Annotated in this window: 12 protein-coding genes; 8 read left to right on the forward strand and 4 right to left on the reverse strand. The window is 67.6% G+C overall.

The window, feature by feature from the left end; genetic code table 11:
* Window positions 1–190: 190 nt before the first annotated feature.
* Window positions 191–1558 carry an aspartate aminotransferase family protein gene (locus HPA01S_RS18630; RefSeq protein ID WP_066272282.1) on the reverse strand — a complete coding sequence of 456 codons (1368 nt, stop codon included), beginning with the start codon at window positions 1556–1558 and terminating at the stop codon, window positions 191–193.
* Between the two features lie 129 nt (window positions 1559–1687).
* On the opposite strand from HPA01S_RS18630, the gene HPA01S_RS18635 reads away from it, so the two are divergent.
* On the forward strand, window positions 1688–2899 hold the full coding sequence (locus tag HPA01S_RS18635; protein ID WP_066272283.1) for a YbfB/YjiJ family MFS transporter: 1212 nt from the start codon (window positions 1688–1690) through the stop codon (window positions 2897–2899).
* 113 nt (window positions 2900–3012) lie between these two features.
* Here HPA01S_RS18635 and gstA read toward each other — a convergent pair whose 3' ends face one another.
* The gene (gene gstA, locus HPA01S_RS18640; RefSeq protein ID WP_066272285.1) at window positions 3013–3618 is read right to left on the reverse strand and encodes a glutathione transferase GstA; all 606 of its coding nucleotides are present in this window, start codon (window positions 3616–3618) and stop codon (window positions 3013–3015) included.
* Window positions 3619–3823: 205 nt separating this feature from the next.
* On the opposite strand from gstA, the gene speB reads away from it, so the two are divergent.
* Window positions 3824–4756 carry an agmatinase gene (gene speB / locus HPA01S_RS18645; RefSeq protein ID WP_066272287.1) on the forward strand — a complete coding sequence of 311 codons (933 nt, stop codon included), beginning with the start codon at window positions 3824–3826 and terminating at the stop codon, window positions 4754–4756.
* A 2-nt stretch (window positions 4757–4758) separates the two neighbouring features.
* Entirely contained in the window at window positions 4759–6069 is a 1311-nt protein-coding gene (locus tag HPA01S_RS18650) for an NAD(P)/FAD-dependent oxidoreductase (protein WP_066272289.1), read from the forward strand.
* Window position 6070: 1 nt separating this feature from the next.
* Here HPA01S_RS18650 and HPA01S_RS18655 read toward each other — a convergent pair whose 3' ends face one another.
* A complete protein-coding gene (locus tag HPA01S_RS18655) occupies window positions 6071–6571 on the reverse strand; it encodes a thioesterase family protein (protein ID WP_157085089.1) in 501 nt (166 codons plus the stop codon).
* Between the two features lie 4 nt (window positions 6572–6575).
* Window positions 6576–8072: a MocR-like pyridoxine biosynthesis transcription factor PdxR gene (gene pdxR / locus HPA01S_RS18660; protein WP_066272291.1), complete on the reverse strand. Its 1497-nt coding sequence runs from the start codon at window positions 8070–8072 to the stop codon at window positions 6576–6578.
* 220 nt (window positions 8073–8292) lie between these two features.
* Between pdxR and HPA01S_RS18665 the strand changes: the two genes are divergently transcribed.
* The 5 genes from HPA01S_RS18665 (at window position 8293) to HPA01S_RS18685 (ending at window position 14646) form a co-directional block, all read left to right on the forward strand.
* Window positions 8293–9102, forward strand: coding sequence for a gamma-glutamyl-gamma-aminobutyrate hydrolase family protein (locus tag HPA01S_RS18665; RefSeq protein ID WP_066272293.1), 810 nt, complete (start codon window positions 8293–8295; stop codon window positions 9100–9102).
* 49 nt (window positions 9103–9151) lie between these two features.
* Complete coding sequence (locus HPA01S_RS18670; RefSeq protein ID WP_066272296.1) at window positions 9152–10519, forward strand: glutamine synthetase family protein; 1368 nt, start codon at window positions 9152–9154, stop codon at window positions 10517–10519.
* Window positions 10520–10637: 118 nt separating this feature from the next.
* Window positions 10638–12077 (forward strand): aspartate aminotransferase family protein, encoded by a 1440-nt coding sequence (locus tag HPA01S_RS18675; RefSeq protein WP_066272300.1) that lies wholly within the window; start codon window positions 10638–10640, stop codon window positions 12075–12077.
* Window positions 12078–12260: 183 nt separating this feature from the next.
* A complete protein-coding gene (locus HPA01S_RS18680; RefSeq protein ID WP_084360822.1) occupies window positions 12261–13430 on the forward strand; it encodes an extracellular solute-binding protein in 1170 nt (389 codons plus the stop codon).
* Window positions 13431–13527: 97 nt separating this feature from the next.
* Window positions 13528–14646 (forward strand): ABC transporter ATP-binding protein, encoded by a 1119-nt coding sequence (locus HPA01S_RS18685; protein WP_066272302.1) that lies wholly within the window; start codon window positions 13528–13530, stop codon window positions 14644–14646.
* Window positions 14647–14746 lie beyond the last annotated feature (100 nt).

Below are 14746 nucleotides of genomic sequence, written 5' to 3' on the forward strand. Positions count from 1 at the left end.
GGCGTAGCCGGACCCTTGCTGCCTCTGGTCTGGCGTTGTTTCTTTCGTGGCGGGTCGTGCTCCGGCTGTGTGCAGCACCCTCTGCACCGTTGCGCGGCTTTCCACTCTCTGGCTTACGTTCTTTCATGCGCGGTGGGTCGCGCTTCGACACCGCCTCTCGTCTTCCCTCATCAAGAAGGGCGTATGAGGTTCAGTCCGCCGTGAGGGCAACCAGCAAACTGTCGAACACCTGCAGCAACTGCGCCACGTCCTGCGCGGTGGTAGCGGGTGAGACCAGCATCATGCTGTGAAAGGGTGTGAGCAGCACGCCGCGGTTGAGCATGAAGAGGTGGGTCAGCGCTTCCAGTTCGCCGCGTGCGTGGTCGCGCACATCTTGTGCGTTGCGCGGCGTGTGCGGCATGAACTGCAGCTCCAAACGCGCGCCCAGGCGCGTCACGGTCCAGGGCATGTGGGTGCGGGTGATGCGTTCGCGCAAACCGTTTTCCAGCCGCTCGGCCAGCGCCAGCATGTGGTTGTAGTTCGGATCGGTGTGCAACTGGCCCAGCGCCACGTGCAGCGCGGCCAGGGTGAGCGCATTGCCCGACAACGTGGTGCCGATGCCGCTGTGGCCTTCGGGCGCGGCCTGTTTGGCGTCGGCCATGCGTTGCGCCACCTCGGCGCTGAAGCCATACACCGCGCAGGGCAGGCCGCCGGCCACGGCCTTGCCGACCACCAGGAAGTCCGGCTCCAGGCCGTGTGTGCGCGCATAACCGCCGAGCGCGGTCGAGATGGTGTGGGTTTCGTCGCAGACGAACAGCGTGCCGTGCTGGCGGCAGAGGGCACGCGCGGCGTCCCAGAAACCCGGTGCGGGTGGCACCAGGCCGAAGTTGGTGAGCGCCGGTTCGGCCAGCAGGCACGCGACGTCGCCCTGGGCCAGCCCGGCTTCGAGCGCAGGCAGGTCGTTGAAGGGAATCACGCGTGTGAAAGCGGCGTGGTTGTGCACCTGGCCGAGCACCGAGGGCCGGGGCAGGGTGTGGCCGGTAACCGGGTCCAGATCGACCAGGGTGTCGTCCACCGCACCGTGGTAACAGCCGTCGAACACCAGCAGTTGCGGCCGCCGGGTGATGGCGCGCGCCCAGCGCAGCACGAAACGGTTGGCGTCGCTGGCGGTGATCGCCAGTTGCCACATGGGCAGGCCGAACACGCGTTCCAGGCTCTCGCCCACCGCCACCGCATTGCTCGCGGGCAGCATGCAGGTGAGGCCACGCGCGGCCTGGGTGGCGATGGCCTTGGCCAGCGGTGCCGGGCTGTGGCCGAACATGGCGCCGGTGTCGCCGAGGCAGAAGTCGGTGTGGTGCAGGCCGTCGGCGCACAGCAGGGTGACACCCTGGGCCTGTTGCACGAACAGCGTGGCCGGGCTGGGCCAGTCGCGCATCCAGTGCAGCGGCACGCCGAACAGGTAGTGCGCCTGCGCTGCTTGCGCCAGTGCCATGGACTGCGGGTGGGTGGCGATGAAGCGATCACGCTCGGCCTGCTGCAACGCGGCGATGCGTTCGGGGGAAGGGTGGGGGGTGCTCATGCCAACAGCTTACGGGCCCACGCGGCGTGCCGGGTGCGCGGGCGGCAGTGGACATTTCGCGCCGGTGCGAAGTGGCACTGCCGCAGGGAGGGTGCAAGCCGGCGGCGCTTGCACCACAATGGCCCGGCCATGCACCCACCCACGCCTGCCAGCACCGCCGACACCACGCCGTACCTGCGCCTGGCATTGGCGCTCTCGCTCGGTGCGGCGGTGTCGCTGGGCATCACGCGTTTTGCCTACGGCCTGCTGCTGCCGCCGATGCGCGAAGACCTGGGCTGGAGCTACACCCTGGCCGGCGCCATGAACACCTTCAACGCGTTGGGTTACCTGATCGGCGCACTCGCCACGCCCTGGCTGATGCGGCGCTTCTCGCCCACCGGCCTGCTGCTCACCGGTTCCCTGCTGGCCTCGTTGTTCATGGGGCTGAGCGGCTTCTTCACCGACGCCGCGCCGCTGTTGCTGCAGCGCCTGCTGGCGGGTGTGGCAAGTGCGCTGGTGTTCGTGGCCGGTGGCCTGCTGGCGGCGCGGCTGGGTGCGCGCCAGCCCCAGCGCAGCGGCTTCCTGCTCGGCCTGTACTACGGCGGTACCGGCCTGGGCATCGTGCTCTCGGCGCTGCTGGTGCCGCCGCTATTGCAAGCCGCCGCGCATCGGCCACACGCCTGGGCCTGGGCCTGGTGGGGGCTGGCGCTGGCCTGCCTGCTGGCGACCGCGCTGATGGTCTGGCCGGCGCGTGTGCTGGCGCGCCAGCCTGCGCCATCGGCCAGCCCGCAGGCCGGTGGCGGCCGCCTGTTCCGCGTGCGCGATTTCATGTTCTCGCTTGCCGGTTACGCCGCCTTCGGTGTTGGCTACATCGGCTACATGACGTTCGTGATCGCCCTGCTGCGCGACCAGGGCAGCGGGCCGGGCGCGATCACCGCTTTCTACGCGCTGCTGGGTGTGGCGGTGCTGGCGTCTTCGCGCATCTGGGCCGGCCTGCTGGACCGGCACCGAGACGGCCAGGCGCTGGCGCGGCTCAATGCCTTGCTGGGGGTGGCGGCCATCGTGCCGGCGCTCACCGGCAGCTGGCCGCTGCTGCTGGCCTCGGGCCTGCTGTTTGGTGGGGTGTTCCTGTCGGTGGTGGCCTCGACCACCGCCCTGGTGCGGCACAACCTGCCACCGGCGCAGTGGGCGGCGGGCATCAGCGCCTTCACCACCGTGTTCGCGGCCGGGCAGATCGTCGGCCCCACGGTGGTCGGCTTCATCGCCGACGGCCCGGGTGGCCTGGCACGCGGCCTGGTGTTCTCGGCCGCCGCACTGTGGGTGGGCGCGGCACTGGCCGCAAGACAAAAAGCCCTGGACTGAAGCGGCGCACCCGGTGCGAAGGGAAGCTCTCCAGAGTGCCCGCGGAACCGGCTTGGCCGGGCCGCCAGGCACGCCCCCTGGGGGGGTGACGCCGCAGGCGGCGCAGGGGGGCTTTAGATGAGGCCTTCGGCCTTCATCGCCGCCTGCACCGCCGGGCGCGCACCGATGCGGGCGCGGTAGGCGTTGAGGTTGTGCAGGCCGGCGATGTCCACGCCCACGCGCGGCGCCCAGTTGGTGACGGTGAACAGGTAACCGTCGGCGACGCTGAATGCGTCCCCCATCAGGTACTGCTTGCCGGCGAGTTCACCGTCGACCCACTTCAGGCGGTTGGCGAGTTTTTCCTTGGTGCTGGTTTTCACCTCGTCCGGCGTGGCCGGGTTGAACAGCGGCGAGAAGCCCTTGTGCACCTCGGTGCCGATGAAGTTCAGCCAGCTCTGCAGTTGGTAGCGCGCCAGCGTGCCGTTGGCCGGTGCCAGCTTTTTCTCGGGCGCCTGGTCGGCGATGTACTGCACGATGGCCGGGCCTTCGCGCAGGCGTTCGCCGCCGTCGAGTTCGAGCATCGGCACATAGCCCAGCGGGTTGATGGTGTAGTAGTCGGTGCCGTCGGGCAGCTGGTGGGTCTTGGTGGGCGCAGGAATGGCCTCGTGTGCCAGACCGGCTTCGTGCAGCGCGATGTGGGCCGACAGCGAGCAGGCACCGGGGGAGTAGTAGAGCTTCATGTCTGGTCTTTCTTGTGTGCAGAGAGGAGGGGGAAAGCGCCATGCCACCGGAGCGGGCAGGGTGCACCGATGCTACTGCCGCGGCGTGGCAGCCGTGTGGCCGTGCAGCCGGGGTGGACGCCGGCCCCACCCGTCAATTGGACTCACACGGCGTGGCGCCCGGCGGTATCTTCGGGCACGTTTTGCTTTTGACTAGGACGCTTCCATGGCCATGGGTCAGTTCGCCTTCGCCAACAACACCAACCGCTTCCTCGCCTGCGCGCCGCTGGCCGGGCAGCCCTTCGCCGTCGCCGGCGTGCCCTACGACGGCGTGGTGACCAACCGGCCGGGCGCACGCTTCGGCCCGCAGGCGATCCGCTCCGCCAGCCTGATGCTGTGCGACGGCATCCACCCGGTGTTTGACGTGTCTCCGCTGGAGCACCTGGGCGACGCGCTCGACATGCGCCTGCCCAATGCCTCGCCGCTGCCCGAGGTGCGCCGCCACATCGAGGCGCAGGCCACGGCGCTGATGGCGAAGCACCACTGCGTGTTCCTCGGTGGCGACCATTCGGTGACGCTCTCGTTGCTGCGCGCCGCCAAGGCTCGCCACGGCGGCGAGCCGCTGGCGCTGCTGCATTTCGACGCCCATTGCGACACCTGGAGCGACCACTTCGGTGAGCCCTCGGGCCACGGCACCTGGACCTACGAAGCGCTGCAGGAAGGGCTGGTGAGCCCGGCGCACACGGTGCAGGTCGGCATCCGTTCCAGCGGTGAGCGCGCCGCGCGCGAATACGTGGCCGACCAGGGCGGCCAGATATTCACCGCACGCGCACTGCGGGGCCTGGACGGTGCCGGTCTGCAGGGCGCCATCGATGCCATCCGCGCACGCTTCGGCCAGCGCCCGGCCTACCTCACGCTCGACATCGATTGCCTCGACCCGGCCTTTGCGCCCGGCACCGGCACGCCCGAACCGGGTGGCATGACGAGCTCGCAGGTGCTGACCCTGCTCGAAGGCCTGGCCGACCTGAACTGGATCGGCATGGACTGCGTGGAAGTGGCCCCGGTCTACGACCACGCCGAACTCACCAGCAACGCCGCCGCCACCTTCGTCTGGACCTACCTCAGCGGCCAGGTGGCCAAGCGGCTGCGGGGGGCCTGATCATGCTCAAGCCTTCCCTGATCGGTTCCGACACCCAGCTCAACCAGCAAAGTTATTACGAGGCCAGCGTGCAGCGGCCGGCGGCCTTGCCCGCGCTGCAGGAAAGCCTGGTGGCCGACGCGGTGGTGGTCGGCGGCGGTTTCTCGGGCCTGAGCGCCGCACTCGAAATGGCGCAGCGTGGCCTCTCCGTGGTGCTGCTGGAGGCCGAGCGCATCGGCAGCGGTGCCAGCGGGCGCAACGGCGGCCAGGCCATCGTGGGTTATGCGAGCGGGCAGGGCCCGTTCGAACAACAACTCGGCAGCGCCGACGCGCAACGCGTCTGGGACATGTCGCTGGAGGCGATCGACCTGATCGACGCGCGCATCGCCGCCCACGGCATCGATTGCGACCGGGTTGACGGATATGTCTACGTGGCCGACTCGGCGCGCAAGGCGGCGCAACTGCGCGAAGAAATGGACGGCCTGCAGCGCCGCGGCATCGAGGTCGACTGGGCCGATGGCGCCGATCTGCCGCGCCTGATCAACAGCCCGCGTTACGTGGCGGCCGCGCGCGAAATGCGCTCGGGCCACCTGCATCCGCTGAAGTACGCGCTGGGCCTGGCGCGCGCCGCGCAGGCCGCGGGCGTGCGCATCTTCGAACACTCGCCGGTGACCGCGCTGCAGCGTGGCAGCACGCTGGTGGCGAGCACCGCGCAAGGCCAGGTGACGGCGCGCTTCGGCGTGCTGGCCGGCAACTGCATGCTGGCCGAACACGGCCCGCAGGTGGCGCCCGAAATCGCGCCGCGCATCATGCCGGTGGGCACCTACATCGTCGGCACGGCGCCGCTCGACCCCGAGCTCTGCGCGCGCCTGATCCCGCGCAACGCGGCGGTGTGCGACAACAACTTCGTGCTCGATTACTTCCGCTTCAGCGCCGACCACCGCATGTTGTTCGGCGGCCGCGTCAGCTACACCACGCGCACGCCCGGCGATCTGAAGGCGCTGATGCGGCAGCGCATGGGCGAGGTGTTCCGCGCCCTGCGCACGGTGCCGATCGAGTTCGTGTGGGGTGGCTTCGTCGACATCAGCATGAACCGCGCACCCGACTTCGGCCGCCTGGGCGACAACCTGTATTACCTGCAGGGCTTCAGCGGCCACGGCGTGGCACTCACCGGCCTGGCCGGCCAGCTGGTGGCCGAGGCGGTGGCCGGGCAGGCCGGCCGTTTCGACGTGTATGCCCGCCTGAAACACCGGCGTTTTCCGGGCGGCCCGCTGCTGCGCACACCCAGCCTGGCGCTGGGCATGTTGTGGCACCGCTTGCGCGACGTGCTCTGAGCTAGCTTGCCGCCAGCGCCTGGTCCCAGGCCACCAGATGTCCGGGCTTGTCGGCCGGGCAGTCGCCCAGCAATTCGTGTGGTGGCACGGTGCGCCGGCCTTGCTTGAACTTCATCTTCACCAGCACCTCGGCATGCAAGGTGCCCTGCACGCACAACTGGTGCGAGAAGTAAGCGCAGCGCTCGTCGGCGAACACGATGCGGGTGTTGACCTGCACGCGCTGGAACAGGCGGATCGGTTGCACGAAACGCACCAGTTGCGCGGCGTTGACGAAGCCGATGCCGGCTCGCACCAGCGGCACGGCCCGGCGCGTGCGCAGCATGAAATCGAGTTGGGCGGCTTCGGCCAGCTGCAGGTAGCGGTCGCTCTTGAGCACGCGCAGGCCGACGTCGAACGGTGTGATGCGAAAGTGCGTGCTCAGGCACGACTGCGGCGTCAAGCCCGTCTTGTCGGCCTGGGTTGCCTGCAGCAGCGTGATCAGGTTGCGGCTCAGTCCCATCATGGACTCAGCTCCCCAGGGTTTGCCGCACCGCGTTGGCCAGCAACGGCCCGCAGCGCGCAATCTCGGCCAGCGGCGCGTAGCCGTAACCGATGACCAGGCCGCGCAGGTCGCTGCGCGCCAGGCAATAGGCCGAGAGCGGGCGCACGGTGAGGCCTTGCTGGGCGATGCGTTGTGCCAGCGCGCGGTCGTCCACCGAGGAGGGCAGGCGCAGGCACAGGTGCAGGCCCTGTTCGGCGCCGCTGATGCTGGGACCGTCGGGGTGCTGGTCGCGCAGCACCGGCTTGAGCGCTTCGAGCAGGCACTGGCGGCGCTCGCCGTAGTTCTGCCGCGCGCGCCGCAAGGCGCTGGTGAAGTGGCCCATCTCGATGAACTCGGCCAGCGCGGCCTGCACCGGCATCTGGCCCGGGCGGTTGAGGTCGTAGTGGGCCTGCTTGAAGGCCGCCACCAGCGGCTTGGGCACCACCAGGTAACCGATCTTCAGGCCCGGGTAGAGCACCTTGGAGAAGGTGCCCATGTAGAAAACGCGGCCGTCGGTGTCCAGGCCTTCTAGGCTGGAGATCGGCGGGCCGCTGAAGCGGTACTCGCTGTCGTAGTCGTCCTCCAGCACCCAGGCGCCGTGCACGCGTGCGGTGGCCAGCAGCTGGTGGCGGCGTGGCAGCGACATCACCGCGCCGGTGGGGTACTGGTGCGAGGGCGTGACGTAGATCAGGCGCGGCGGCTGCGCGCTGTCGGCGGTGCTCGGCTGGATCCCTTGTTCGTCCACCGGCACCGGGTGCAGCTTGAGGCCGGTGGCCATGAAGGCCTTGACCGCGCCCCAGTACGCCGGGTCTTCCACCCACACGGTGTCGCCGTGGTCGGCCAGCAGGCGCGCGCAGAGTTCGATGGATTGCTGGGTGCCGCTGGTGATGACCACCTGGTCGGCGTCCAGGTGCACGCTGCGGAAGACCCGCAGGTAGTCGGCCACCGCGCGGCGCAGCGGGGCGTAACCGCCGGAGTCGTTGTAGTCCAGCATGTCCGGGTAGGTCATGCGCCAGTGTTTGTTCTGCAGCCGTTGCCAGAGCGTGAGCGGGAAGGCGCTGAAGTCGGCAATGCCCGGGGTGAAGGGTTGCACCTCCAGTTCGGTGGCGCAGAAGCGGGTGGCCAGCGCCTGGCCACGCACCGACAGGCGCCCGGCCGGCACGCCGCTGGCCGGCGGGTTGCTGCCCTGGCGCGCGGGGCGGCCGGGCGTGGCGCGTGGCACGTTGTCGTTGACGTAGGTGCCGCTGCCGACCCGGCTGGCGAGATAGCCCTCGACACTGAGCTGGTTGATCGCCGCCACCACCGTGTTGCGCGAGAGCTTGAGGTCTTGCGCCAGATCGCGGCTGGAAGGCAGGCGTTCACCGGCACCGAGCTTGCCGTCCAGCATGGCGCGGCGCAGCGCCTCGTACAGCTGGCGGTGCAAAGGCAGGGCGTCCTGGGCGCCCAGGCGGCTCATTTCGGCGAGAAGGAATTCAGACAGCATGGGCAGCGTTCCAAAAGCGAAGCGTTTCCGGCGCGAAGTGCCCCATCCAGACGCACCGTGGAACCGGCTTCGCCGGGCCACAGGTGCGGTCCCCCCATCGGGGGGAAGCCGCGTGAGCGGCGCAGGGGGGGCTTCCATTTGGCACCAACGGGTGGTGCCAAATGGCTCTCATTGTGATCCAATTGGCCCCCCACAATGGCATCCATTGTCTGGAGTCATCATGAACAAGCCACCCTGCATGGTCTGGCTGCCTGCCGACCACCGCCTGATGGGCGATCACGGGCATCAGATGCCCTTTCTGCTGCTGGGTGACAAGTACGCCCGGGCCGTCAAGGTCGGTGCAGACGCTCAGCCGGTGATGTTTCCACTGGCCGACACCGGCCAGATCAGCGAGCTGCTGTCCCTGGTGGACGGCGTCATGCTCACTGGCTCGCCTTCCAACGTGCACCCCTCGCATTTCCAGGAGGACGTGGCCGACCCCAGCCTGCCGCTGGACGCCGACCGCGACCTGCTCACGCTGGCGCTGGTGAAGGCTTGCGTGCACGAGGGGGTGCCGCTGCTGGGCATCTGCCGCGGTTTCCAGGAGATCAACGTCGCCCTGGGCGGCACGCTGCACCAGCGGGTGCACGAGGTGCCCGGCATGATGGACCACCGCGAACCCAAGAGCGCACCACCCGACGAGCAGTACGCACCGCGCCACGCCATCCGTTTCGCGCCGGGCAGCGTGTTCGAGCAATGGGCCGGCGGCCCCGAGGCGCAGGTGAACTCGCTGCACGGCCAGGGCGTGAACCGCCTGGCCGCCGGGCTCGACGCCCTGGCGCACGCGCCCGACGGCCTGGTGGAAGCCTTCGGCGTGCGGGGCGCCCGCACCTTCGCCTATGCCGTGCAGTTCCACCCCGAGTGGCGCTGCACCGAGACCCCCTTCTACGCCGCCATCTTTGAAGCCTTCGGCCGCGCCTGCCGCCAGCGCATGAGCCTGCGCCTGCAGCACGCCGACCTGAGCCGCAGCGGCGCCAGCGCCAGCGCATAACCCTGTTTCCACGCCTTACCCGAACGACTTCAACCCCAGGAGATGGCACATGACAGCCCCCCAAAAGATGAGCTTCAACGATCTGGAGAACTGGCTCAACCAGAACCGCGTGACCGAGGTCGAATGCCTGGTGCCCGACCTGACCGGGGTGGCGCGCGGCAAGATCCTGCCGCGTGAGAAGTTCACCGAAGACCGCGGCATGCGCCTGCCGCAGGCGATCGTGGCCATGGGGGTGACGGGGGAGTTTCCGGCCAGCGGACCTTATTACGACGTGATCGAGCCGACCGACCGCGACATGCAGCTGCGCCCGGACCCGACCACCGCGCGCATCGTGCCCTGGGCCACCGACCCGACCGCGCAGGTGATCCACGACTGCTTTGACCACGCCGGCAAGCTGGTGCCGTTTGCGCCGCGCAGCGTGCTGCGCCACGTCTGCGAACTGTTCGATGCCGAGGGCCTGGACCCGGTGGTGGCGCCCGAGCTGGAGTTCTACCTGACGGCGCGCAACACCGATCCGAACACGCTGCTGAAGGCCCCCATCGGGCGCAGCGGCCGCGCCGAGACTTCGCGCCAGTCGTACAGCATCGACGCGGTCAACGAGTTCGATCCGCTGTTCGAAGAGATCTACGACTACTGCGACAAGATGAAGCTCAACGTGGACACGCTGATCCACGAAGCCGGTGCCGGGCAGATGGAGATCAACTTCTTCCACGCCCATCCGCTGGGCCTGGCCGACGAGGTGTTCTTCTTCAAGCGCACGGTGCGCGAGTCGGCGTTGCGCCACGACATGTACGCCACCTTCATGGCCAAGCCGATCGCGGGCGAGCCCGGTTCGGCGATGCACGTGCACCAGAGCATCCTGGACAAGAAGACCGGCAAGAACATCTTCAGCAACGAGGACGGCACGCCGTCCGAGGCCTTCTACCACTACATCGGCGGCCTGCAGCGTTACATCCCGGCCGCCATGGTGCTGGTGGCGCCCTACGTCAACAGCTACCGGCGCCTGTCGCGCCACACCGCCGCGCCGATCAACATCGAGTGGGGCCACGACAACCGCACGGTGGGCATCCGCTCGCCGATCTCCACCCCGGAAGCGCGCCGGGTCGAGAACCGCGTGATCGGTGCCGACGCCAACCCCTACGTGGCGATGGCGATGACGCTGGCCTGCGGTTACCTGGGCCTGAAGAACAAGATCAAACCCAAGCCCGAGATGCGCGGCGATGCCTACCTCTCGCCGTACTCGCTGCCCCGCAGCCTGGGCGAGGCGCTGGACTGGCTGCGCCGCGAGACCGACCTGCACGACGTGCTGGGCAAGGAGTTCATCACCATCTACACCGAGATCAAGGAGCTGGAGTTCGACGAGTTCATGAAGGTGATTTCGCCCTGGGAGCGTGAACACCTGCTGCTGCACGTTTGACCCTCCCGCGCCGCCTTCGGCGTCACCCCCCCCCAGGGGCAACGCTGGCGGCCCGGCGAAGCCGGTTCCGCGGCGTTCTGGATCCATTACCCCTCTTTCTGAAAGCGAGCCTGTCGCCATGAAACCCTCTTCCCTGATTCCCCCGCCCGCCCTGGTCCGCCGTGCCGAACAGCAGGACACCAAAGCCCTCCAGGCGCTGGACAGCGCGCACTACATCCACCCGTTCACCGACCACGCCGACCTGGCCACGCGCGGCTCGCGCGTGATCACGCAGGCCGACAACATCTACATCTGGGATTCGGAAGGCGCGAAGATCCTCGACGCCATGAGCGGGCTGTGGTGCGTCAACGCCGGTTACGGCCGCAAGGAACTGGCCGACGCGGGTTACCAGCAGACCATGACGCTGCCGTTCTACAACAGCTTCTTCCAGACCACCAACGTGCCGGCGGTGCAGCTGGCGGCCAAGCTGGCTCAGCTGGCGCCTTCGGTGGGCGACCGCAAGTTCGAACACGTGTTCTTCAGCTCCAGCGGCAGCGAGAGCAACGACACCAACGTGCGCATGGTGCGCCGCTACTGGGACCTGCTCGGCCAGCCGCAGCGCAAGGTGATCATCGGCCGCCACAACGGTTACCACGGCAGCACCATGGCCGGTGCCTCGCTCGGTGGCATGAGCGGCATGCACGCGCAGGGTGACCTGCCGATTCCCAACATCACGCACATCGAGCAGCCGCACTTCTTCGAGAACGCGAACCCGGGCGAGAGCGAGGCCGACTTCGGCCTGCGCGCCGCGCGCTGGCTGGACGAGAAGATCCTCTCCATCGGCGCCGACAAGGTGGCGGCCTTCATTGCCGAGCCGGTGCAGGGCGCCGGCGGCGTGATCATTCCGCCGGCCACCTACTGGCCCGAGATCCAGCGCATCGTCGACAAGCACGGCATCCTGCTGATCTCCGACGAGGTGATCTGCGCCTTCGGCCGCCTGGGCCACTGGTTCGCTTACGAGAAGTTCGGCATCCGCCCCGACCTGGTGACCTTCGCCAAGGGCGTCACCAGCGGCTACGTCCCGCTCGGTGGCGTGTTGGTGGGCGACCGCGTGGCCAAGGTGCTGATCGACAAAGGCGGCGAGTTCAATCACGGCTACACCTACAGCGGCCACCCGGTGGCTTGCGCCGTGGCGCTGGCCAACATCGAGCTGATGGAGCGCGAGAAGCTGGTCGAGCGCGTGAAGGACGACACCGGCCCCTACCTGGCCGAGCGCTTCGATGCCCTCGCGCAGCACCCGCTGGTGGGCGCGGCCGAGACCTGCGGCTTCGTCGGCGGGCTGGTGCTGGTGAAGAACAAGGTGACGCGCGAGCTGTTCGACGAGGCGCTGGGCGTGGGCATGCGCTGCCGCGCGCACTGCTTCAAGAACGGCCTCATCATGCGCGCCGTGGGCGACCGCATGATCATCGCGCCGCCGCTGGTGATGACGCGCGCGCAGGTCGACGAGATGATGGAGCTGATCCACCGCTGCCTGGACGCCACCCTGGACGAGCTGCGCGCCGAAGGGCTGCTCGCCTGAGGGTCTTCGCTCAGGGACGCTGCTTCCTCTGGCCCTAGAATGATTTCCCGCATACACTGCCCGGCTTTTTGTGCGGCGTGTCTTCACGCCGGGTCTGAAAATTGCTAACCATGCGAGGTCGTCTCGGTTCCGCCTGGTTGGGTTCGTTTGGTCAACAACTTCCTTGGAGTGAGCAACACCATGTTGAAAAAACACGTTCTGGTTCTGGCCATGTCGGCCATGCTGCTGGCAGCCTGTGGCAAAAAAGAAGAGCCGGCTGCGGCACCTGTGGAGTCCGCGCCGGTGGCTGCTGCACCAGCCGCGCCCGCCGGCCCGGTGCTGGACGACGAGAAGGTCCTCAACGTCTACAACTGGCCTGACTACATCACCGAGAGCCTGATCTCCGACTTCGAGAAGGAGTTCGGCGTCAAGGTGAACTACGACACCTTCGAGAACAACGAGGCGCTGCACGCCAAGCTGGTGGCCGGCAACTCGGGCTACGACATCGTGATCCCCACCGCCGGCTTCGCCAAGAAGCAGATCGACGGTGGCCTGTACCAGCCGATCGACAAGAGCCGCCTGAGCAACTACGGCAACCTCGACGCCGACTTCATGGCCAAGATCGCCGGCGTGGACCCGGACAACAAGTTCCTGGTGCCATGGGCCTGGGGCTTCACCACCGTGGGCATCAACAAGCAGAAGGTCGAGAAGGCACTGGGTGGCATGCCGATGCCGGAAAACGCCTGGGACCTGGTGTTCAAGCCCGAGTACTCGAGCAAGCTGCGCTCGTGCGGCATCGCTTACCTGGATTCGCCGAGCGAAATCCTGCCGGTGGCGCTGCACTACGTCGGCAAGCCGGCCTACAGCGAGAACCCGGAAGACTTCAAGCTCGCGCTGGAGATGCTGAAGAAGGTGCGCAAGGACGTGCGCCTGTTCTCCAGCACCATGATCGACGACATCGCTGGTGGCAAGGCCTGCGCCTTCATCGGCTGGTCGGGTGACATCAACATCGCGGGCGATCGCGCCAAGGAAACCGGCAGCAAGGACGACATCGTGCCGCTGCTGCCCACCGGTGGTGGCCTGGTGTTCATCGACACCATGGCGATTCCGAAGGACGCCAAGCACGTGAACAACGCGATGGCCTTCATCGATTTCTACCTGCGTGGTGCCAATGCCGCGGCCATGGCCAACGAGCTGAACTGGCCCACGGGCAACAAGGCTGCCTTGCCTGACATCAAGGACGAGGTCAAGGGCAACGAGACCATCTTCCTCGGTCCGGAAGACACCGCGCGCCTGATCGCCACCGGCGGCTTCTCCAACGAGATCTCGGGCGTGCTCAACGAGACCTACAACGCCTTCAAACGCGGCAAGTAAACAAACGACGGTTTTCACCGAGCACCAGGGCTGTTCATCCACGCGGTTGAACAGCCTTTCTTTTTGATTCCGGCCAACGCATATCCAGGAGAAACACATGGGCGCGCCTGCAGCTGAACCGACCTACGAACCCGGCTATCTGGTTACCGAAAAACTGGTCAAACGCTTCGACGAAGCGGTGGCGGTTGACGAGGTATCGCTGTCGATCGGCAAGGGCGAAATCTTCGCGCTGCTGGGCAGTTCGGGCTGTGGCAAATCCACCCTGCTGCGCATGCTGGCCGGTTTCGAGAAACCGACCTCGGGCCGCATCCTGCTCGGCGGCCAGGACGTGGCAATCATGCCGCCCTACGACCGCCCGGTGAACATGATGTTCCAGTCCTACGCGCTGTTCCCGCACCTGGATATCTGGGAAAACATCGCCTTCGGCCTGAAACGCGAAGGCCTGCCCAAGGCCGAAATCCAGCAACGCACCGACGAGATGCTGGCGCTGGTGCAGCTCACGCCGTACGCCAAACGCAAGCCGCACCAGCTCTCGGGCGGCCAGCAGCAGCGTGTGGCGCTGGCACGCAGCCTGGCCAAGCGGCCCAAGATGCTGTTGCTGGACGAACCGCTGGGCGCGCTGGACAAGAAGCTGCGCGAGCAGACGCAGTTCGAGCTGGTCAACATCATCGAGAAGGTGGGCGTGACGGTGGTGATGGTCACGCACGATCAGGAAGAGGCCATGACCATGGCCAGCCGCATCGCCATCATGAGCAAGGGCCGGGTGCTGCAGGTCGGCACGCCGGAAGAGATCTACGAACACCCGACGAACCGCTTCGTGGCCGACTTCATCGGCAACGTGAACCTGTTCGAAGGCCGGCTCAGTGTGGACGAGGCCGACCGCTGCGCCGCCACCACCGGCATCGGCGAGATCCACGTCGGCCACGGTGTGAGCGGCACGCTCAACATGCCGGTGGCGATTGCGGTGCGGCCCGAGAAGCTGGAGATCAGCAAGCAACACCCGGGTGCCGCGGCCGGCCCCAACGTGTTCACCGGCAAGGTCAAGGAGATCGCGTACTTCGGCTCCTACAACACCTTTATCGTGAAGGCGACCGACGGCACCAAGGTCAAGATCACCGAGGCCAACACCTCGCGCCACGACCTCTCCGACATCACCTGGGAAGACAACGTGTTTTTCTGGTGGGACGACAGCGCCGGCATCGTGTTGCGGGATTGAGATGACCCCCCTGCGCCGCTTTGCGGCTTCCCCCCTGGAAGGGGGGACGGCACCTGAGGCCCGGCGAAGCCGGTTCCTCGGTACCTCTGGATCTGGCGTG

The sequence above is a fragment of the Hydrogenophaga palleronii NBRC 102513 genome (assembly GCF_001571225.1).
GTDB lineage: Bacteria > Pseudomonadota > Gammaproteobacteria > Burkholderiales > Burkholderiaceae_C > Hydrogenophaga > Hydrogenophaga palleronii.